Here is a 20,423-nt window from a genome sequence, read left to right on the forward strand (position 1 = left end):
ACGACCGGATCGCTCGGTCGCCGCCGCACGCTTGAAGCAGAATTCGCGAATGAGCCGCTCAGACAGCACCACACCCGACACCAGCACAGCCAGCACCGAACGCATCGAGGACGTCGATGTCTCGGTCGAGATGCAGGGGTCTTTCCTCGAATACGCCTATTCGGTGATCTACTCGCGCGCCCTACCCGACGCCAGGGACGGTCTCAAGCCGGTGCAGCGACGCATCCTGTACCAGATGAACGAAATGGGATTGCGCCCCGACAAGGGGCACGTGAAGAGTGCCCGTGTTGTCGGTGAGGTGATGGGCAAGCTGCACCCGCACGGCGACACCGCCATCTATGACGCCCTCGTGCGCATGGCCCAGTCATTCTCGCTTCGGGTGCCGCTGATCGACGGACACGGCAACTTCGGTTCTCTCGACGACGGACCGGCTGCACCCCGCTACACCGAAGCCCGTCTGGCGGCCCCGGCCCTCGCCATGACCGAGAACCTCGACGAAGACGTCGTCGACTTCGTACCCAACTACGACAACCAGCTGACCCAGCCCGATGTGTTGCCGGCTGCTTACCCCAACCTGCTGGTCAACGGCACGAGCGGCATCGCCGTCGGCATGGCGACCAACATGGCACCGCACAATCTGATCGAGGTCGTCGGAGCGGCCCGGCATTTGCTCGCGCACCCGAACGCGACCCTGGACGACGTCATGGAGTTCGTGCCGGGGCCCGACCTGCCCACCGGCGGCACGATAGTCGGTCTGGCTGGCATCAAGGATGCCTACAGCACCGGCCGTGGCAGCTTCAAGACCCGGGCGCGCGTCTCGGTCGAGTCGATCAGCGCTCGTAAGACCGGGCTCGTCGTGACCGAACTCCCCTATCTGGTCGGCCCGGAAAAGGTGATCGAGAAGATCAAGGACGGCGTCAACTCGAAGAAGCTCAGCGGCATCTCCGACGTCACCGACCTGACCGACCGCACCAAGGGGCTTCGTCTCGTCATCGGTATCAAGACCGGGTTCAGCCCCGACGCCGTGCTCGAGCAGCTCTACCGCTACACCCCGCTCGAAGACTCGTTCAATATCAACGCAGTCGCCCTCGTCAACGGAGCCCCGCAGACCCTCGGCCTGCTCGAATTGCTGCACGTCTACGTCAATCACCGCATCGAGGTCGTCACCCGCCGCTCCGCCTACCGGCTGGCCCGCCGCAAGGAACGCCTGCACCTCGTGCTCGGCCTGCTCGTGGCCATTCTCGACATTGACGAGGTCATCCAGGTGATTCGCGCGAGCGACGACACCGAGCAGGCGCGCGCCAAACTCATCGACGTGTTCGACCTGAGCCAGATCCAGGCCGAGTACATTCTGGAACTTCGGCTGCGTCGCCTCACCAAATTCTCCCGCATCGAACTCGAAGCCGAACGCGACCAGTTGGTCGCCGAGATCGCCAAGCTGGAAAAGCTGCTGTCCTCCAAGGCCGCCATCCGCACCCTGGTCTCCGAAGAGCTCGGTGCCGTCGCCGAAAAATTTGGCACCCCGCGCCGCACGGTATTGACCGAGGCCAAGCCGAGCATCGCCGGCCTCTCGGTCGCCGCCGCCAAACGCCAGGCGGCCGTGCTCGAGGTGCAGGACATCGCTACCCGCATTTTCCTGAGCGCGACCGGTCGCATCGCCCGGGTCGACCTGGTCGCGGTCGACGATTCACTTCCGCAGCGAATCCAGCCGCCCCAGCGACGTAGCAAGCACGACGCCGTGCTCTCCACGCTGGACACGACGAGCCGCACCGAGGTAGGCGCGGTGACCAACCGGGGTCGCCTCATCCGCTTCTCCCCAGTTGATCTGCCCGTGATGCCGCCGACGTCGATTCAACTCGCCGCCGGGGTGCGAATCAGCGAGTACCTCGTGCTGTCCGATAAGAAGGAACACGTACTCGGCATCGTCTCCCTCGACTCCGATCGGGCGATTGCACTCGCCACCCGCCAGGGTGTCGTGAAGCGCGTCACTCCCGGGGACTGGGCCAACAAGCCCGACTTCGAGATCGTCGCGCTTAAACCGAAGGACGAAGTGGTCGGCGCGGTCCAGGGCGGCGAGGACGACGACCTCGTCTTCATCACCTCCGACGCCCAACTCTTGCGCTTCACCGCCTCCGGTGTGCGTCCACAGGGCCGGGCAGCTGGCGGCATGGCCGGTATCAAGCTGACGCCGGGTGAGACGGTCGTCTTCTTCACGAGCCTGTCGACCGATGACGTCCCCACGGCGATCGTCGCGACGGTCGCGGCGAGCAGTCAGACCCTGCCGGGGACCGATCCCGGCAGCGCCAAGCTGAGCGACTTCTCTGAGTACCCGGCCAAGGGGCGAGCCACCGGAGGTGTGCGTGCCCAGCGTTTCCTGAAGGGCGAAGATACGCTCGCCGTCGCCTGGGTCGGGCCAGCGCCGGCGCGGGCCGTCGGTCCGGAGGGTACTCCCCGTGCCCTCCCCGAGTCCGGATCCCGCCGAGACGCATCCGGGGTCATGCTTGACGCCATCATAGGAGCCATTGGCTCCGAAATATAGGCTCGACGGGCGTAGCCGTGGAGCGGATCCGGCCCGATTCGTTGCGAGTTAAGGAAGAACGAATCGCCGCCACTCTCCGGGCCCAAAAACACACGGTAGTTTTTCGGCGACCGGAAGAGACCTCCTGAATGAGCCCCCGGTGCGCGTCCATGGACTGGGCTCCGAGCCAAAGCGGGTGTCCGCCTAGACGTCGATGCGATCGCGGGAGAGCTTGTCGGAGCTGTCGATGATGAACTCCTTGCGCGGGGCCACATCGTTCCCCATGAGCAGTTCGAACACCTTGCCGGCCGCCTCGGCATCGTCGACGCGCACCCGGCGCAGGGTGCGGTGGGCGCGTTCCATGGTCGTTGTCGCGAGCTGGTCGGCATCCATTTCGCCGAGGCCCTTGTAGCGCTGGATCGGGTCTTGGTAGCGGCGATTCTTCTTCTCGAGCGCCGTCAACACCGCGTGCAACTCGGTTTCGGAATAGGTATAGATGGTCTCGTTGGGCTTGCTGCCCGGGTTCATCACGACCACCCGGTGCAGCGGCGGCACCGCAGCGAACACGCGGCCCTCGGTGATCATCGGGCGCATGTAGCGAAAGAACAGGGTGAGCAGCAGGGTACGAATATGGGCGCCGTCGACATCGGCGTCGCTCATGATGATGACTTTGCCGTAGCGCGCCGCCGACAGGTCGAAGCTACGCCCGGAGCCGGCACCGATCACCTGGATGATCGACGCACACTCGGTGTTGGAGAGCATGTCCGAAACGGATGCCTTCTGCACGTTCAGAATCTTGCCGCGGATCGGCAGCAGCGCCTGATGCTCACTGTCGCGCGCGAGCTTGGCGGTGCCGAGCGCTGAGTCGCCCTCGACGATGAACAGCTCACTCGTGGACACGTCGTTGCTGCGGCAATCGACCAGCTTGGCCGGCAGGGAGGAACTCTCCAGGGCGTTCTTACGCCGCTGGGTTTCCTTGTGCGCTCTGGCGGAGATGCGCGACTTCATTTCGGCGACGATCTTGTCGAGCAACAGCGCCGACTGCGTTTTGTCGTCACGTTTTGCCGAGGCATAGCGCTCCGCCATGGCCTTGGCGACAACGCTGGCAACGATCGCCCGCACGGCCGGCGTGCCGAGCACCTCTTTCGTCTGGCCCTCGAACTGCGGTTCGGGCAGGCGCACGGTGAGCACGGCGGTGAGGCCGGCCATCACGTCGTCCTTGTCGAGCTTGTCGCTGCCGACCTTGAGCCGACGGGCATTCAGCTCCAGCTGACCGCGCAGAAATTTAAGCAGCCCAGCGTCGAAGCCGGCCTGGTGCGTGCCTCCCTTCGGCGTGGCGATGATGTTCACGAAACTCTGCACTATCGTGTCGTAGCCGGTCCCCCAGCGCAGGGCGATATCCACCTCGCAGTCGCGCACGAGTTCGGTGGGCACCATGGCGCCCTTGTCGGTGAGCACCGGTACGGTTTCGCTGAAGGTGCCGCTGCCGGTCAGCCGCCAGGTGTCGGTGATCGGGGCATCCGTCGCAAGATGCTCGACGAATTCGCTGATCCCGCCATCGAACTGGAACAGGCTGACCACCTGCTCGTCGGTGCGCCGGTCGGCGACCTCGATCGCCAGGCCCGGAACCAGGAACGCCGTCTGCCGGGCCCGGTTCAGCACCTCGTCGGTCTGAAAGGCTGCACCTTTGGTGAAAATCTGCCGGTCGGCCCAATAGCGGATGCGGGTGCCCGTGACGCCGCGCTTGACCTTGCCGATCACCCGCAGCTCGCTCTGGTTCTCAAACGGAGTGAACGGGGCGTCCGGACTTTTCTCCCCCGTGTCGGCGAACAGGCCGGGCTCTCCGCGGTGGAAGGACATGGCCCAGGTCTTGCCGTCCCGGTCGACCTCGACATCGAGACGTTCGGACAGGGCGTTGACGACGGATGCTCCGACCCCGTGCAATCCGCCGGACGCGGCATAGGATCCGCTGCCGAACTTGCCGCCGGCATGCAGTTTGGTAAAGACGACCTCGACACCGGTCAGGCCGGTCTTGGGTTCGATATCGACCGGGATACCGCGGGCCGTGTCGCGCACCTCGACGCTCTTATCGGGGTGCAGCTCGATATTGATGCTCGCGCCGTGGCCACCGAGGGCCTCGTCAACCGAGTTGTCGATGATCTCCCACAGGCAGTGCATCAGACCGCGAGAGTCGGTCGAGCCGATGTACATGCCGGGGCGTTTGCGCACTGCCTCCAGTCCTTCGAGGACGGATAGGTGGCGCGCAGAATAGTCAGAACTCACAACAACCAAGAATACCGGGGCCAACCGGGGTGCCTTCGCGCATCGCCTGCCGCCCCTCGTGTCTCGCGTGGGTCACAACTGAGCAACATGGCTACGCGGTGAGCGAAATACCACCCAATCACCGCGTAAACCCAGCCAGGCCGTGTTTACATTAGTCAAAGGGTTCAAGCAATAAAGTCTGGAGGAGGAGAATATGTCCCAGATCGCCACCGAAAATGGTGCTGTAGACAACGGTGCTGAGAACAAGCAGGGCGCCCCCCACCAGCTCACCGCAGCCGACCGCTGCGATGCCTGTGGTGCCCAGGCCTACATTCGCGTCGTCGTGAAGAACAGTGAGTTGCTGTTCTGTGCTCACCACGGCCGCAAGCACCAGGAGAAGCTCGCGAGCATTGCCGAGAGCTGGCACGACGAGTCAAGTCGTCTGCTCGAAGACCAGCGTTCCTAGCTGGTCAATAATCTCGTTCGGCTCGAGCTGACGAAAGAACGGATACCGCACGCGCGGCTGGCTCAGGCCAGTCTCGGGTGCGGTTTCCTCATTAACGCCCGGCCGGCTGCTATTCGGTCGGCTGCCCGAGCCGCAACGCAACTTGGTTGCGCGCGGTGCGCGCCGTCTCATCGACGGACTCGGCCACAGCGCCGCGGGAATAGACGAGACCGCGGCGACGGAATGCCGCCTTGAGCAGGTGATCGGCCAGCCCGGGGTTTCTGGCCAGAACGGGACCGTGCAGGTGGGTGCAGAACACCTCACCCATGGTCAGGCCCTCGATCTGCGGTCCGCTCGCCGGAGCATCCGCATTGCCTGTGCCATGGAGCACCCGGCCCAGCGGGCTCGCCTCAGCGCCGACATAGTCGCGGGCGTGGTTCTCGAACCCGATCAGCCGCCCAAACTTTGACGACACGATGATGTCGTCGGTGGCGCGTTTCGTGCGGGGAACGGCGTGGCCCGCGACCAGTCCGAGTCCCTCGATTACGCTTCCGCCAGCGAGGTCTATCCCCCAGCTGATCAGCTCCCAGCCGGTGCCGACGGCCAGAATGGGCACGCCGGAATTCGACCAGACTCGCAGGTCTTCCAGCACGGTGCGCAGGGCATCCCTCGCAGGCAGCAGCGCAGCATCCGTTCCCGATCCGATCGACACCGCGTCGACGTGTTCGGGCAGATCGGCCCGGGTATGCACGTCGACGACTCGCGCTTCGCGGCCGCTCCACCGGGCGCGCTGGGCGAACACGCGAGCGTTGCCGGCATCGCCGTTGGTGTCGAGGAGACGAGGCAGCAGCGAGACCACCGTGAAGGGGCGCTCAATCGACGTGGCGGTCATTTACGATTCCTCAACGTTGGAGACGAGGCCGAGGTGGGCGCGGGTGCGCCGCATGCCGTCAGCCGAGAAGATGATCGTTTTCACCCCGGACACGGGATCCGGCAGTGCCAGGAAGGCATCGAGCGCGGTCGGGACGTCGGGTTCGATGCGATCGACCGCCACGCCGTCGTAGGCCAGCTGCAGGGCGATGTCGTGCGCCTTCAGTCCGGAGGCGATCAGCACGTGGCCAAGCCCCGAGGTATCGACCGGCCAGAAATAGGAGGGATCCCGCACATCGGAGCCGATGATCACGATGATCTGCTCCGTGCCGGCCTCGAGGCTGTCCACGTTGAGCTGAAAGCTCGACGGGTTTTGCACGAGCACGAATTCGATCGTTTTACCGCCGACGGTGACGACTTCGCCGCGACCGAAGACGGCCGGCATAGCCGAGAGTGCGGCACAGGCGGTGGCAGGGTTGAAAGTCTCCCCCAGCGTGGCCTCGGCGGCGCCGAGCGCGGTCAGAGCATCAACGGCGTAATGGATGCCGCGGGCCGGCAGTGCAATGCTGTGGCTGCCGCCGTTGGAAGGGAATTCCACTTCGGCAGTTCGCCCCGCCATTCCGGTCAGTTGGAGTCCCCTTCCAGCGGGCAGACGCGATTCGGCGGTGTCGGCGTAGCCCAGGCCACGGGGGTGCAGCGTGAGAACGTAGGCGGTGACGCCGTAGCTGGACACCCGTATGCTCGGTTCGAGCCTGGAGCCGACGTCGGCGAGGTAGCGGTCGTCGGCATTGAGAACCACGGTTTCAGTGGCGCGGGCAGCGATCTTGCCGAGCAGGGCCGCGACCATCTCTGAGTCGTGGAACCGGTCGATTTGGTCGACCATGACGTTGGTAAGGGCGACAACGCGCGGGCTCAGCGACCCGGCGATCAAGGCACCGTGCCCTTCGTCCATTTCAAGAACGGCAACGTCACCGGCGATGCGCCCGGTCAGAGTGACCCGTTCAAGCAGTGCGCTGGTCAAACCCTGGCTGATATTGGCCGTCGACTGGTTGGTGAACACGGTCAGGCCGTGCGCCCGCAGAATGGCCACGAGCATCTTGGTCGTCGTCGACTTGCCGCTCGAACCGGTCACGATGACCAAACCGAGCGGAAAGCCGTTGAGGGTGTCGGCCAAAAAACGAGGCGCGATGCGGTTGACGACGACGCCGGGGATGGCCGAGCCACCACCCGGTTTGCGCCAGCGGGCTAGAACCCGAACCGCTCGACCAATCAGAATCGCCGGAGCGTACTTCACCGACTTCACGAGAGCAAAGTCACGATCCGGGACCGCCGTGTCAACGCCACTCTTTACTCGAGGTAGTCGCGTAGGGACTGCGACCGGGACGGGTGGCGCAGCTTGGCCATCGTCTTGGACTCGATCTGACGGATGCGTTCACGCGTGACACCGAAGGTGTCGCCGATCTGGTCCAGTGTCTTGGGCATGCCGTCGCCGAGGCCGAAGCGCATTCGAATGACGCCGGCTTCGCGCTCGGAGAGCGAATCGAGCAGGCTCTCGAGCTGCTTCTGCAGCATCGTGAAACCGACCGCATCCGCTGGTACAACGGCCTCGGTGTCTTCGATGAGGTCGCCGAACTCGCTGTCGCCATCTTCACCGAGCGGGGTGTGCAAGGAGATCGGCTCGCGACCGTATTTCTGTACCTCGACGACCTTTTCCGGCGTCATGTCGAGTTCGCGGCTGAGTTCTTCGGGCGTGGGTTCACGGCCGAGGTCTTGCAGCATCTGCCGCTGCACCCGGGCGAGCTTGTTGATGACCTCGACCATGTGCACCGGAATGCGGATGGTGCGGGCCTGGTCGGCCATGGCGCGGGTGATCGCCTGACGAATCCACCAAGTGGCGTAGGTGCTGAACTTGAAGCCCTTGGTGTAGTCGAACTTCTCGACGGCGCGGATGAGCCCGAGGTTGCCCTCCTGGATCAGATCGAGAAACTGCATTCCGCGACCGGTGTAGCGCTTAGCCAGCGAGACAACGAGGCGGAGGTTGGCACCGAGCAGGTGGCTCTTGGCGCGGGCGCCGTCCTTGGCGACCCACTGCAACTCGCGGCCGAGCGCGTTTTTCTTCTCGACATCGGTCATGACCGACAGCTTGTCCTCAGCGAACAGGCCGGCCTCGATGCGCATGGCCAGTTCGACCTCCTCGGCAGCGTTCAGCAGGGCGACCTTACCGATTTGCTTGAGATAGTCCTTGACCGGGTCGGCCGTCGCGCCGGTGATGGCACTCGAGTAGACCGGAACCTCATCGTCGTCGTCAACCAGCGACAGCACGAGGGCGCCGCTCGGCAATGGCTCGGCCGAGGCCGGGCGCTTGGTGCCTTCGTCGTCTGAGTCGTATTCCTCGCCGTCCGGCGCGCTGTCGACGTCGGCTTCTTCGTCTTTCTTGACGACCTTGGCCTTGGTGACGCGCTTCTTGGGAGCAGGCTTGTCGACGCCAGCTGCGGTGGCCGCGGACTTCTTCGTCGCGGCGGCCTTGGCTGCTGGAGCCTTGGTGACGGTCTTCTTGACCGTCGTCGTGGGCGCCTCGTCGGTCGCCTCGGTCTTTACGGTGGTTGCCATTGGAGCACCTCTCATGCGGAGTCTTACCTGCTTCTGTGCGACCGGTGACGGCGCCAGATGCGTTTTTGGGCAGAACTTGGACCCATGTCAAGCCCAGGGATGCCCAAACCAACACTGTAAGTACCACACGGTGTGGAGATGCCCCGGACCAGAACGGGTCCTTGGACAATTATTGCACGGTTTGTCTGGACGACAAGCCACGCCACGCACTAGGATTCTCCGTTACGTCGTTTCCAGGTGCGTGATAGTGCAACCCAGATGGGCGCCACCTCTATTCCCTCATCGCGGGAGAGCTGGCGACGGGTGCGGCGGCGGGCGTGCAGCAGAAATACGACTCCGATGCCGACCACGAGGTATTGCACCGAGAACGCCACCCGGAATGCATCGAGGGCGTACAGGTCGCTGGCCGCTCCCCCGGCGACCTTCCATCCGTTTTGCAGGTCGAGCAGCAGCCCCACCAGATACATCGTGACGAAACTCGCGGTAAACCCGCCGACGTTGACCACACCGTTTGCCGAACCGAGACTGCGTTGCGGGTTGAAGGTGCGGGCAAAATCAAAGCCGATGAGCGAACCCGGTCCGCCGATGCCGAGTACCACGAGCAAAAGCACAATAGTCCAGAGTGGTGGAATACCCGGCCAGAGTAGAACGAGCGCCCAGGCGGCGGCTATGCCCGCGACTATTCCCAGCACGATATTGCTGCGGCGCAGGGGATGACGTGCCGTCAGCAGGCCGAGAATCGGCCCGAACACGAGCCCGGCCCCGACCAGCACTGTCAGCATGGCGGCAGCGAAGGCCGGTTCGTAGCCGAGGCCGAAAACCATGAACGGATAGCCCCAAAGCAGGCTGAACACGGTGCCGGCGGACTGCGTCACATAGTGCGACCAGAACCCGAGCTGGGTGCCTGGACGTTTGAAACTGTGCCGCAGCTGGGTCAGCGCGATGGCCAGGCTGTTCGTCCTGACCTGCTCGGTCAGGTCGCTGGGGCGGTCCCGCACAAAGATGACGACCACGATCAGGGCGATGACGGCGACGGAGGCGGCCGAGAGAAAAGCCGGCACCCATCCGCTCGTGTGCAGCAGCCAGGCCAGGGGGACCGCGGATAGAACCTGGCCGAGCTGGCCGATATTGCCCATCCATTGGGACAGCAGCGGAACGATGCGTCCGCTGAACCACGAGCTGATCAGGCGAATCATGGAGATGAAGATGGTCGCATCGCCCGCGCCCACGAGAATACGCCCTACGACGGCAAGGGTGATGTCCGGTGCGAGCGCGAGGGTGATCTGCCCGATCACCATGAGTGCCGTGCCGGTGATCATGAGCACCCGAGGCCCAAAACGATCAATCAGAACGCCCACCGGGATCTGTGCCGCGGCATAGACCAGGAGTTGCACAACGGCGAGGCTCGAGAGCACGGCAGCCGAGCCGCCGAAACGCTCGGTGGCCGCCACTCCCGCAATGCCCATCGAGGTGCGCTGCAACACGGCGGACAAATACGCGAACGATCCGATGACAAAGATCAGGGTAGATCGCCGGGAGTTCACTTGTCCCAACTTACCGCGCTTGCGCCTGCCCCGGTTTCGGAACGCCCCGCCGGCACTTGTTGTTAAGCAGACGGGCCGTCGTCGCGGCTGCGACGCAGCGCCAGGAAATTTTCCAGCTCGGCGGCGATTTCGTCGGCCGAGGGCAGTTCGCCGTCTTCATCGGTCAGCGGCGACCGTAATGTGCTGCCCTCCATGTAGGCGTCATAGCGCTGCTCCAGGGTGCCAACGAGCTTGGCCAGTTCGGGGTTATCCCGAACCTGGTCGTCGATGCGGGCGACGAATTCACGGTTGGCTTCGCGCAGACGATCGGTGGGGAAGATCAACCCGGTCGACGCGCTCGTGCTCTCCAACGCGCTCAGTGCTGCGGCGGGAAACTCGGCGTCGCCCAGGTAGTGAGGCACCAGCAGAACGTAGCCGACCGCCCCGGCACCGCGCTCCTGCAGCCGAAATTCAAGCAGGTGCAGCACGTTGGCCGCGACCTGCGTGTGCGGCCGCCACACCGACCGATTCTCGATCAGGTCGGAGCGATTGCCGCTCACCGTGACGCCGATCGGACGGGTGTGCGGAACCGGCATCGGGATGGCGTGTACCCAGGTGGTCGAGGTAACGGTGAACCGTTCCACCAGCTGCATCACGGCGGCCGTGAATTGTTCCCAGCGAAAGTCGGGCTCGAACCCGGCCAGGAACAGGAACGGCTGCCCGATTTCGTCACGAGCCAGATACAGGCGCAGTGACGGCGGCTGATAATTGGTCAGGTGGTCTTGATCGAAGTAGATGATCGGGCGTCGCGCTCGGTAATCCAGCAGAGCGTCGGTGTCGAACGACGCGACAACGGTGTGCTCGAGGGTGGTGAGGAGATAGTCAGTGAATTGCGCGACCGCACCACCGGCATCCGCGAAGCCGGTCAGCCCCGCGACCAGGTGTAATCCCTCTGGAACGCCATCGGCGTCAGAGGTCAGTTCGTACAGCTCAGCAGGGTCTAACATTCCTTAACTCTAATCCGCACTGCCGTTTTTGGGTGGCTTCTGACGGAGTGCCGAGAGCGAACACCTCGCGCGCTGGGGCTGCCGGCCACCGGCGATCCTGCACCCGGTGGCTACCATCGAAGTATGACCGTTCCCACCCTGTCCCTGTCCACCAAGTCCGCCGTCGACTCTCCCGCCGCGATTCTCATCGTCGCTGCCCAACAAACGGATGACGGTGTGCGCCTCATCGAAACCGGAAGCGACACGCTGATGGCCGCGATCACGGCCCAGCTTCCGTTGCTCGGCGTGACCGGCGCCCGCGATGAGGTCGTGCGGCTGGTCACTGATGACGGTTCGCCGCGCGCGATCGCGATCGTTGGACTCGGACGTACCGTCGATACCGATGCGTTACGGCACGCTGCCGGTTCCGCGGTTCGTCAGCTGACCGGCGTCGGTGCCGTCGCCTTCGCCATCTCGTTGACCGATGCCGATCAGGTCGAGGCCGTTCTCGAGGGCGCAGCTCTCGGCGGCTACTCCTACACCGCGTACCGACAGAGCTCGCTCGCCGCGGCCAAGCTGCCGGCGTCGAGTGTGGTCGTGCACACCGGGGTCGCGGCACCCAACGCCATTGCGCGGGCCAGCGCGAGCGCCGAGGCGATCCGCCTGGTGAAGGACCTCGTGAACATGCCCCCCCTCGACCTCTACCCCGCCTCGCTCGCCGACGCAGCGGTTGAGGCCGCCACCGGTCTGCCGATCGATGTGACGGTCTGGGACGAGCAGCAGCTCGCGGCCGACGGCTTCGGCGGTATCGCCGGCGTCGGTGCTGGGTCCACTCGCCCGCCGCGCCTGGTCAAGCTCAGTTACACACCGGCCGGAGCCGACAAGCATCTCGCCCTTGTGGGCAAGGGCATCACCTTTGACACCGGCGGACTCTCGCTCAAGCCGCCGGCATCCATGGTCGGCATGAAATACGACATGACCGGTGCGGCCACCGTGCTCGCCGTTGTGCTGGCCGCGGCGCGGCGGGAACTGCCGGTGCGCATCACGGCTTGGATGTGCGTCGCCGAGAACATGCCCTCCGGTTCGGCCATCCGACCCAACGATGTGCTGCGCATGCGCGGCGGACGCACCGTCGAGGTTCTCAACACCGATGCCGAGGGTCGCCTCGTACTCGCCGACGGTCTGGTCGCCGCTGCCGAAGAACAGCCAGACGCGATCATCGACGTCGCCACCCTCACCGGAGCAGCCGTCGTCGCTCTCGGCACCCGGTATTTCGGAACCATGGGCGATGATGCCCTGGTGCAGCGGGTTCTCGCTGCCAGCGCTGCCGTCGGTGAGGCAGCCTGGCCGATGCCGTTCCCCGATGAGCTGCGCGCCACCCTCAACTCCGATGTGGCTGACATCGCCAACGCCAAGATCGGCAGCACCACCGGCGGCATGCTGCTGGCCGGCGTGTTTCTGCGGGAATTCATCGGAACGGATGTTAGCGGAACGACGATCCCCTGGGCTCATCTCGACATCGCCGGGCCTGCGCAGAACTCGGGTGCGGGGTGGGGGTTCACCGCGGCCGGACCGACCGGGGTATCCGTCCGGGCCCTGCTCCGACTGGCCGAGGACTTTTCACGCCCGTAGTACAGTCGTAGGGGCAAGAAAAAGCTTGTCAAACCACGTGGCCGATCAGCACAATTTAATCGGCCGTCGTGACAAAGCGTTAAGCGCGAGGGAGTAGCTGAGTGTCGGATCAGAATTTTGACATTGTCGTTCTCGGTGGCGGAAGCGGTGGATACGCAGCAGCGCTGCGCGCCGTGCAGCTGGGATTCACCGTTGGTCTGATCGAGAAGGGCAAACTCGGCGGCACCTGCTTGCACGTCGGCTGCATTCCGACCAAGGCTCTCCTGCACTCGGCTGAGGTCGCCGATGTCAGCCGCGAGTCGGCCAAATACGGTGTCAAGACCGCGTTTGAGGGCATTGACATGGCAGCGGTCACCGCGTTCCGCGAGGGCATCGTCGCGAGCAAGTACAAGGGCCTCCAAGGCCTGGTCAAGGCTCGCGGCATCACCGTGATCGAAGGTGAAGGCCACCTGGTCTCCCCCACGACCGTTCAGGTCGGTGAGGACACGATCGTCGGCAAGAACGTCATCCTCGCGACCGGCTCCTACGCCCGTTCGCTGCCCGGCCTCGAGATCGGCGGCCGCGTCATCACGAGCGAGACCGCGCTCGCCCTGGACTACGTGCCCAAAAAGGTCGCCGTGCTCGGCGGCGGCGTCATCGGTGCCGAGTTCGCGAGCGTCTGGAGGTCCTTCGGCGCCGACGTCACGATCATCGAAGCGCTCCCGCACCTCGTTCCGAACGAGGAAGAGTCCATCTCCAAGCAGCTGGAACGTGCATTCCGCAAGCGCGGCATCGAGTACTCCCTCGGCATCCGCTTTCAGAGTGTCACGCAGAGCGACTCCGGCGTCGTCGTCACCCTGGAAAACGGGGCAACGGTTGAGGCCGACCTTCTGCTCGTCGCTGTCGGCCGCGGCCCGGTCACGGCCGGACTCGGCTTCGACGAGGTCGGCGTCACCATGGATCGTGGCTTCGTTATCACCGATGAGCGTCTCGCCACGAATATTCCCGGCGTCTACGCCGTCGGCGACATCGTTCCTGGCCTGCAGCTGGCCCACCGCGGTTTCCAGCAGGGCATCTTCGTCGCCGAAGAAATCGCCGGACTGAATCCGATCATCGTCGAAGACATCAACATTCCCAAGGTCACCTACTGCGACCCCGAGGTTGCATCCGTCGGCTACAGCGAAGCGAAGGCTGCCGACAAGTTCGGTGCCGACCAGATTTCGACCTACGAGTACAACCTCGGCGGAAACGGCAAGAGCTCGATTCTCGGTACCGCCGGGTCGGTCAAGCTCGTTCGAGTCAAGGACGGCCCCATCGTGGGCATCCACATGATCGGTGCCCGCGTCGGCGAACTCATCGGCGAAGGCCAGCTCGTTGTGAACTGGGAAGCGTACCCGGAGGACATTGCTCCGTTCCTGCACGCCCACCCGACGCAGAATGAAGCGATGGGTGAGGCCTTCCTGGCTCTCGCCGGCAAACCGCTTCACGCGATGTAGTCGGAATCCCATTCTTATCCCATTTTTAGACAATCAAACGGTTTTGAAGGAGACATGCGCATGAGCGAATCCGTCAGCCTCCCGGCACTCGGAGAGAGTGTTACAGAGGGCACGGTCACCCGCTGGCTCAAGAACGTGGGCGACCGCGTGGAGGTCGACGAGCCGTTGCTCGAGGTATCGACCGACAAGGTGGACACGGAAATTCCGTCCCCGGTCGCCGGCATTATTGAGGCCATCCTGGTGCAGGAAGACGAGACCGTCGAGGTCGGAACACCCCTCGTGACGATCGGCGACGGGTCCGGCGCTGCCGCTCCGGCAGCCGAGGCACCGGTCGAGGCAACCGCAGCCCCCGTGGCAGAGCCGGTTGCAGCACCGGAGCCGGTTGCAGCTCCTGTTGCCGCCCCCGAGCCGGTCGCAGCGCCCGCACCGGTTGCGGCAGCCGCACCGGTTGCCGCACCCGCACCGGTCGCATCGCCCGCACCGGTCGCATCGCCCGCACCGGTTGCCGCTCCCGCTCCGGTTGTCGCTCCGGCTCCGGTTGCAGCACCCGCCCCCGTTGCCGCAGCACCCGCCCCCGTTGCCGCAGCACCCGCCCCCGTTGCCGCAGCACCCGCTGCGGTTGTGGACGCCCCGGTCGCTCGCGGTTCGCACGCCGGGACCAGCGGGTACGTCACCCCGATCGTGCGCAAGCTCGCCAACGAGGCCGGTGTCGACCTGTCGACCATAAGCGGCACCGGGGTGGGCGGACGAATCCGCAAGGAAGACATCGTGCAGGCTTCGTCAGCGCGGCCGGCCGCGGCCGCCCCGGTCGTGGAGGTCTCACCGCTGCGCGGAACTACCCAGCCGATGTCACGCCTGCGCAAGGTCGTCGCCGAGCGTGCTGTCATCTCGATGCAGTCATCCGCTCAGCTCACGACCGTGGTCGAGGTGGATGTCACCCGGGTGGCCATGCTGCGCGACCGGGTCAAGGGTGCGTTCGCCGAGAAAACCGGCAACAAGCTCTCGTTCCTGCCGTTCTTCGCCCTGGCCGCAGCCGAGGCGCTTCGTGCCATCCCGATCGTGAACGCCACGATCGAGGGCGACACGATTGTCTACCCGGCCCAGGAAAACATCAGCATCGCGGTCGATACAGAACGTGGCTTGCTGACTCCAGTCGTGCGCAACGCCGGCGAACTCGATCTGGCCGGCTTTGCCGCCCAGATCGCGGACCTCGCTGCCCGCACCCGGGACAACAAGCTCAAGCCCGACGAGCTCAGCGGCGGAACGTTCACGCTGACCAACACCGGTTCGCGCGGGGCCCTGTTCGACACTCCCGTGGTGTTCCTGCCGCAGAGCGCCATCCTGGGCACCGGCATCGTGTACAAGAAGCCACTCGTCGTCACGACCGACGGCCTCGACGCGATCGCGATTCGTTCGAGTGTGTACCTCGCCCTGTCTTATGATCACCGCATCATCGACGGAGCGGATGCTGCCCGCTTCCTCACCACGATGAAGGCACGTCTGGAAGCTGGAGCGTTCGAGGGCAACCTCGGCATCTGAGCTCCAGGTTCTGCCGACGCTGAGCAAATCAGTAGTCGAAAATCTCACGAAGACGCCAGCCGCCCTCGCCCTTGACCACTAGGACCGAGGCTGGCTGGCCTTTTTCGTTCCCGGCGCCCGGGACGAGTGCGACAACGGCCAGGTTGCCGGTTCGTTCCGCGAGGGTCGGCAGGTGGCCCACGTAGTCCGGCAGTTGCGGTCCTGACCCGCCCTGTTGCCGCTGACGCGCGTCGTAGCTGTCCAGAGCGAGCACGGCCGACCCGGTCTGGTCGACGCCCACCAGGCAGACGAGGGACGCCGCAGCGAGGCAAGCGGCCCGGCCGGCGAGCAGCGCCACCACGGCCGCAATCGGATCGTCCCCCGCAATCGCAGCCGCGTCCGGCGTTTCAAGGTCGGAGACGGCACCACCAGCCTGGCTGTGGTCTGAAGAATGGTCGCTATTATCCGGTGTCGCGGACGTTGCGGGCGGTCCGGCCGCCACCGCGTCGGCCGCGGGACCGGGGCGCCCGGAATGACCGGAGAGCGGAAACAACGTCAGTGCCAACACGAGCACGCTGACACCGACCAATCCCGCCACCAGGATAGGCCTTCGACGACCGTGAAGTCGTTTACGCAGGCCATGCCCGAGTGCCGCGACCGGACGTGCATCAACCAGGCTGTTGAGCAGCCGGCTGAGCAGCCAGCTGAGGAGATGCCGTAACCCGGCGACCCTCGCCACCAGGTTACCGAGGGCCCGGGAGGGCGGTCTCAGGCCCGCATTGACAGCAGAAGGATACGGGTCGGGGTCGTGCAGAACGGGGTCGTCGTGTTCCGGGGCGTACGGGCCCGGCGCAGTCCGTTCGGTGGCGTGGCCGCGTTCGCTGAACGTGCCTCGGATCTGCAGGTTTCCGATTCGCCGAGCGGGCTCCGCAACCTCCTGGCCACCGATCGACGGGTCAGCCGACCCGGCGCTGTCGGGATCCGGTTCGGTGACGAGTCGAAAGCCCCGCAGCGGTTCCGCGTCGGCCCAGTCGAACAGGGCGCGTTCCAGATCCACCAGGATCGATTCCGTCGGTTTCAGTGCGAGGAACGCTCCAGGTTCTGCGCCGTACCGGCCAACATCGTACGGCCCAACACTGGTTTGACCAGCACCGTACCGACCCGCACCGTCGCTCGGATCCACCGCCTCGTGGAACCGCCGGATCAATTCTGCCCCGCCGTGGCTGCGCGCGTCAGTCTCGGCGAGCCCAGCACAGACGCACCGCCCGATGGTCGCCAGCCGGGTGTAATCGGCGCGGAGGAGCGGCATCCGCTCTCGTAGGGCGTCGCTGAATTGGCGGATCGCACCGAATCCGGTCAGCACGGAGCGGCCGGTCGCGTCGAGCAGTACGGTGGCCTGGCTGAGGCTGCCGTGTGCGAACTCGGCCGAATGCAGCGCGTTGAGGGCCACCACGACGGGGGCGAGGAGGGTCACCGCTTCGCCCGGCGACAGCACGGGATGTTCGATCAAATAGCGGGCCAACGACCCGCCGGCGAGCCGTTCCAAGATCAGGCAGATTCGACCATCACCGAGCTGCGCGACATCGAGCAGCCGGACCAGCCCCGGCGCTGCTGCCGAGGTGAGGACGGCGATGTCGCTCTCGATGCTCGCCGACTCGGTGTCGGCACGGAATATCTTGAGGGCGACCATGGCGCCGCTGCCGGAATGTCCGAGATAGATTGCAGCGCGGTCCCCCGTGCCAAGCAGCCGAATCAGTCGGTAGCCGGCAACGACGCATTCGCTCTGCAGCGCTGCCGACCCCGGCGCGCGATTTCCGTCGACCTCCAGCTGCGGCCGAGGACCGAAGCGAATCGGGTCACCAAGTCGGATCGGGTCTCTGAATTGGATCGGGTCTCTGAATTGGATCGGGTCATCGACCGGAGCCGGGGGCGCTGCGCTGCGTCGTTTCACGAGACCATGTTCTCGCGGGAATCCGGTGCACAGACCTGGCCGGCACGCACCGGTGCACAACGGGCGAACCAGGAAAGCGGGGAGGAGCGCAGAAACCTGACGGCAGCCAGACTGACAAACGTCTGCAGCTCGCCCCAACTCCCCCGGAGCCCCCTAGACTGGGCCAATGCTCGACTTTGTCGTCGCGGGGCTAAGCGCCAACTCCGTGCCGTATGTTGAGGGCCTAGAGCTCCAACGCGCAGTCCACCGTTCCGTCGTCGCCCGTGAGCGACCGGACACCGTCCTCCTTTTGGAGCATCCCGCCGTGTACACAGCGGGTAAACGCACCCTGCCGGAAGAACGCCCCGTCGACGACACCCCGGTGATCGACGTCGACCGCGGCGGTAAAATCACCTGGCACGGACCTGGGCAGCTGGTCGGCTACCCCATCCTGCACCTCGCAGAACCGGTCGACGTCGTCGGCTATGTTCGATCTCTCGAGGGCATGCTGATCGAGGTGCTGATCGGCTTCGGCATCGACGCCGTCCGGGTAGCCGGACGTTCGGGAGTCTGGGTCGGACCGGCCGGCCACGAAGACAAGATCGCCGCCATTGGAATTCGAGTGGCACAGGGTGTCACCATGCACGGCTTCGCGCTCAACTGCAGCAACTCCCTCGAGCCGTATGACCGCATCATCGCCTGCGGAATTCGCGATGCCGGAGTCACCACAATGTCCCGCGTCCTCGGCCGCACCGTAGACCCGAGTGACCTGATCGACCCCATCACCGCTGGCTTTCAGCGCACGCTGGGAGCCGACACCGACAGCCTTAACCCCGTCAGCCTCGACAACGTCAGGACGAACGCATGAACGCAGTACCCGAAGGCCGCAAACTCCTACGCCTGGAAATTCGCAACGCCGAAACTCCGATCGAACGTAAGCCGGCCTGGATCAAGACCGTCGCCAAAATGGGCCCCGAATATCAGAAGCTGCAGAGTCTCGTGAAAAGCGAGAACCTGCACACGGTCTGCCAGGAAGCCGGCTGCCCCAACATCTTCGAGTGCTGGGAAGACCGCGAAGCAACCTTTTTGATCGGCGGCTCCCAGTGCACACGACGCTGTGACTTCTGCCAGATCGACACCGGGAAGCCGGCCGACTACGACACCGACGAGCCCCGCCGCGTCGGTGAATCGGTTGTCACCATGAACCTGCGCTATGCCACCGTGACCGGTGTGGCCAGGGACGACCTGCCCGACGAGGGGGCCTGGCTCTACGCCGAGACCATTCGCCAGATCCACCAGCAGAGCCCCGGAACCGGCGTCGAGATTCTGGTGCCGGACTTCTCCGGCAACCCGGATCATCTCGCGCAGGTGTTCTCAGCCCAACCGGAAGTTTTCGCGCACAACGTCGAAACCGTGCCGCGCATCTTCAAGCGCATCCGCCCCGCCTTTCGCTACGACCGGTCGCTCGACGTGCTCACCCAGGGCCGTAACGCCGGTCTGATTACCAAGTCCAACCTCATCCTGGGAATGGGTGAAGAACGCGCGGAAATCACCCAGGCCCTGCACGACCTGTACGAAGCCGGCACCGACATCATCACCATCACGCAGTACCTGCGGCCGAGTGCCCGACACCTGCCGGTCGCCCGCTGGGTGCGCCCGGAGGAATTCGTCGAACTCAATGAGGAGGCCAAAGAAATCGGCTTTCTCGGCGTGCTTTCCGGTCCGCTGGTGCGGTCGTCCTATCGGGCTGGCCGGCTGTGGGCCCAGTCCATGGTCGCGACCGGCCGGGAGATTCCGGCCGACCTGCGCCAGCTGGCGGATGCCCAACTTGGGTTCGCCCAGGCCGTCTCCTAATGCGAGGATGGGGTGAATTCGGTCACTCGGCATTCGAGTGACTGGGTAGTCTTATACCCATGGCACGCAGCAAGGAAAAGACCCCCAAAAAACCGAAGAAACCCGGCCGCTTGAAGCAAATGTGGCAGGTTTTCCAGATGACGAGACGATATGACTCGAATATCGTCTGGATTCTGGTTCTGGCCTTCCTAATCCCCGTTCTGATCAGCCTGGCCCTGGCCCTGCTGATCCCCGGCAGCAACGTCTTCACGATGGTGCTGTGGATCGTCGCCGGCGTGCTCGCCGGAATCCTGGCGATGCTCATCATTCTGGGGCGGCGGGCCGAGAAAGCCGCCTATTCGCAGATCGAGGGCCAGCCCGGTGCCGTCGGTGCCGTGCTGCGCAGCTCGCTCAAGCGGGGGTGGGTCGGCAGTGAAATGCCGGTCGCCGTAAACGGCAAGACTCAGGATGCTGTCTATCGGGCTGTCGGTCGCGGTGGAGTCGTGCTGATCAGCGAGGGCCCGAAAACGCGCACCACACGCATGCTCGACGAAGAAAAGCGCAAGATCGTGCGCATCGGCGGCAACGTCGGCGTGACCGTGATCTCGGTTGGACCCGACGACGACGCCGTGCCGCTGCACAAGCTGGCCCGCCGTCTAACCCGGATCAAGCCCACCCTGACCAAGGCCGAAGTTCTTGCGGTCAACAACCGCCTGAATTCCATGGGCACCAAGCTTCCCATTCCCAAGGGCGTCGACCCGATGAAGGCGCGCCCGCAGCGCGGTTGACTCCAGACAGATTCACCCGATTCCGGGGAACCA

The 20,423-nt window shown here is 64.8% G+C and carries 15 protein-coding genes; 8 read left to right on the top strand and 7 right to left on the bottom strand.

Going from position 1 to position 20,423, the window contains the following annotated elements:
* Positions 1 to 49: 49 nt before the first annotated feature.
* Complete coding sequence (locus CXY80_RS10575) at positions 50 to 2,539, top strand: DNA topoisomerase (ATP-hydrolyzing) subunit A (protein ID WP_104132496.1); 2,490 nt, start codon at positions 50 to 52, stop codon at positions 2,537 to 2,539.
* Between the two features lie 183 nt (positions 2,540 to 2,722).
* Here the strand turns inward: CXY80_RS10575 and CXY80_RS10580 are convergent, their stop codons facing one another.
* Complete coding sequence (locus CXY80_RS10580; RefSeq protein ID WP_104132497.1) at positions 2,723 to 4,801, bottom strand: type IIA DNA topoisomerase subunit B; 2,079 nt, start codon at positions 4,799 to 4,801, stop codon at positions 2,723 to 2,725.
* A gap of 193 nt (positions 4,802 to 4,994) precedes the next feature.
* On the opposite strand from CXY80_RS10580, the gene CXY80_RS10585 reads away from it, so the two are divergent.
* A complete protein-coding gene (locus CXY80_RS10585) occupies positions 4,995 to 5,246 on the top strand; it encodes a hypothetical protein (protein WP_166787589.1) in 252 nt (83 codons plus the stop codon).
* 109 nt (positions 5,247 to 5,355) lie between these two features.
* Here the strand turns inward: CXY80_RS10585 and CXY80_RS10590 are convergent, their stop codons facing one another.
* The 5 genes from CXY80_RS10590 to CXY80_RS10610 all read right to left on the bottom strand — a co-directional run bounded on the left by CXY80_RS10590 (position 5,356) and on the right by CXY80_RS10610 (position 11,235).
* Complete coding sequence (locus tag CXY80_RS10590) at positions 5,356 to 6,117, bottom strand: type 1 glutamine amidotransferase (RefSeq protein WP_092448631.1); 762 nt, start codon at positions 6,115 to 6,117, stop codon at positions 5,356 to 5,358.
* A complete protein-coding gene (locus CXY80_RS10595; RefSeq protein WP_104132498.1) occupies positions 6,118 to 7,398 on the bottom strand; it encodes a MurT ligase domain-containing protein in 1,281 nt (426 codons plus the stop codon).
* Positions 7,399 to 7,442: 44 nt separating this feature from the next.
* Positions 7,443 to 8,720, bottom strand: a complete 1,278-nt coding sequence (locus CXY80_RS10600) for an RNA polymerase sigma factor (RefSeq protein WP_092448633.1) — start codon at positions 8,718 to 8,720, stop codon at positions 7,443 to 7,445.
* Between the two features lie 194 nt (positions 8,721 to 8,914).
* Positions 8,915 to 10,249 carry a nitrate/nitrite transporter gene (locus CXY80_RS10605; protein WP_092448634.1) on the bottom strand — a complete coding sequence of 445 codons (1,335 nt, stop codon included), beginning with the start codon at positions 10,247 to 10,249 and terminating at the stop codon, positions 8,915 to 8,917.
* Between the two features lie 62 nt (positions 10,250 to 10,311).
* The gene (locus tag CXY80_RS10610; protein WP_092448635.1) at positions 10,312 to 11,235 is read right to left on the bottom strand and encodes a proteasome assembly chaperone family protein; all 924 of its coding nucleotides are present in this window, start codon (positions 11,233 to 11,235) and stop codon (positions 10,312 to 10,314) included.
* Positions 11,236 to 11,358: 123 nt separating this feature from the next.
* Between CXY80_RS10610 and CXY80_RS10615 the strand changes: the two genes are divergently transcribed.
* From CXY80_RS10615 to CXY80_RS10625, 3 genes are all read left to right on the top strand, one after another.
* The gene (locus tag CXY80_RS10615; protein WP_104132499.1) at positions 11,359 to 12,846 is read left to right on the top strand and encodes a leucyl aminopeptidase; all 1,488 of its coding nucleotides are present in this window, start codon (positions 11,359 to 11,361) and stop codon (positions 12,844 to 12,846) included.
* Between the two features lie 101 nt (positions 12,847 to 12,947).
* Complete coding sequence (lpdA, locus tag CXY80_RS10620) at positions 12,948 to 14,321, top strand: dihydrolipoyl dehydrogenase (RefSeq protein ID WP_104132500.1); 1,374 nt, start codon at positions 12,948 to 12,950, stop codon at positions 14,319 to 14,321.
* Between the two features lie 60 nt (positions 14,322 to 14,381).
* Positions 14,382 to 15,860: a 2-oxo acid dehydrogenase subunit E2 gene (locus CXY80_RS10625; protein WP_104132558.1), complete on the top strand. Its 1,479-nt coding sequence runs from the start codon at positions 14,382 to 14,384 to the stop codon at positions 15,858 to 15,860.
* Positions 15,861 to 15,888: 28 nt separating this feature from the next.
* Here CXY80_RS10625 and CXY80_RS10630 read toward each other — a convergent pair whose 3' ends face one another.
* Positions 15,889 to 17,790 carry a protein kinase gene (locus CXY80_RS10630; RefSeq protein WP_158251634.1) on the bottom strand — a complete coding sequence of 634 codons (1,902 nt, stop codon included), beginning with the start codon at positions 17,788 to 17,790 and terminating at the stop codon, positions 15,889 to 15,891.
* Between the two features lie 166 nt (positions 17,791 to 17,956).
* Between CXY80_RS10630 and lipB the strand changes: the two genes are divergently transcribed.
* From lipB to CXY80_RS10645, 3 genes are read left to right on the top strand one after another with little or no spacing between them, the layout of a single operon-like run.
* The gene (gene lipB / locus CXY80_RS10635) at positions 17,957 to 18,637 is read left to right on the top strand and encodes a lipoyl(octanoyl) transferase LipB (protein WP_092448639.1); all 681 of its coding nucleotides are present in this window, start codon (positions 17,957 to 17,959) and stop codon (positions 18,635 to 18,637) included.
* Positions 18,634 to 19,623, top strand: a complete 990-nt coding sequence (gene lipA / locus CXY80_RS10640) for a lipoyl synthase (RefSeq protein WP_092448640.1) — start codon at positions 18,634 to 18,636, stop codon at positions 19,621 to 19,623. Before lipB ends, lipA begins: the two co-directional genes overlap by 4 nt.
* Before the next feature lie 59 nt (positions 19,624 to 19,682).
* Positions 19,683 to 20,390 carry a DUF4191 domain-containing protein gene (locus CXY80_RS10645; RefSeq protein WP_104132502.1) on the top strand — a complete coding sequence of 236 codons (708 nt, stop codon included), beginning with the start codon at positions 19,683 to 19,685 and terminating at the stop codon, positions 20,388 to 20,390.
* The last annotated feature ends 33 nt before the right edge of the window (positions 20,391 to 20,423 follow it).

Origin of the sequence: Cryobacterium sp. M91, from assembly GCF_002929615.1 — a bacterium.
In the GTDB taxonomy this organism is placed as follows: Bacteria; Actinomycetota; Actinomycetes; order Actinomycetales; family Microbacteriaceae; genus Cryobacterium; species Cryobacterium levicorallinum.

Excerpts from the sequence above, each read along its gene's own strand:
- CXY80_RS10575 (WP_104132496.1), top strand. The coding sequence starts at position 50 with ATGAGCCGCTCAGACAGCACCACACCCGACACCAGCACAGCCAGCACC.
- CXY80_RS10585 (WP_166787589.1), top strand. The coding sequence starts at position 4,995 with ATGTCCCAGATCGCCACCGAAAATGGTGCTGTAGACAACGGTGCTGAG.
- CXY80_RS10590 (WP_092448631.1), bottom strand. The coding sequence starts at position 6,117 with ATGACCGCCACGTCGATTGAGCGCCCCTTCACGGTGGTCTCGCTGCTG.
- CXY80_RS10600 (WP_092448633.1), bottom strand. The coding sequence starts at position 8,720 with ATGAGAGGTGCTCCAATGGCAACCACCGTAAAGACCGAGGCGACCGAC.
- CXY80_RS10610 (WP_092448635.1), bottom strand. The coding sequence starts at position 11,235 with ATGTTAGACCCTGCTGAGCTGTACGAACTGACCTCTGACGCCGATGGC.
- CXY80_RS10615 (WP_104132499.1), top strand. The coding sequence starts at position 11,359 with ATGACCGTTCCCACCCTGTCCCTGTCCACCAAGTCCGCCGTCGACTCT.
- CXY80_RS10625 (WP_104132558.1), top strand. The coding sequence starts at position 14,382 with ATGAGCGAATCCGTCAGCCTCCCGGCACTCGGAGAGAGTGTTACAGAG.
- lipB (WP_092448639.1), top strand. The coding sequence starts at position 17,957 with ATGCTCGACTTTGTCGTCGCGGGGCTAAGCGCCAACTCCGTGCCGTAT.
- lipA (WP_092448640.1), top strand. The coding sequence starts at position 18,634 with ATGAACGCAGTACCCGAAGGCCGCAAACTCCTACGCCTGGAAATTCGC.
- CXY80_RS10645 (WP_104132502.1), top strand. The coding sequence starts at position 19,683 with ATGGCACGCAGCAAGGAAAAGACCCCCAAAAAACCGAAGAAACCCGGC.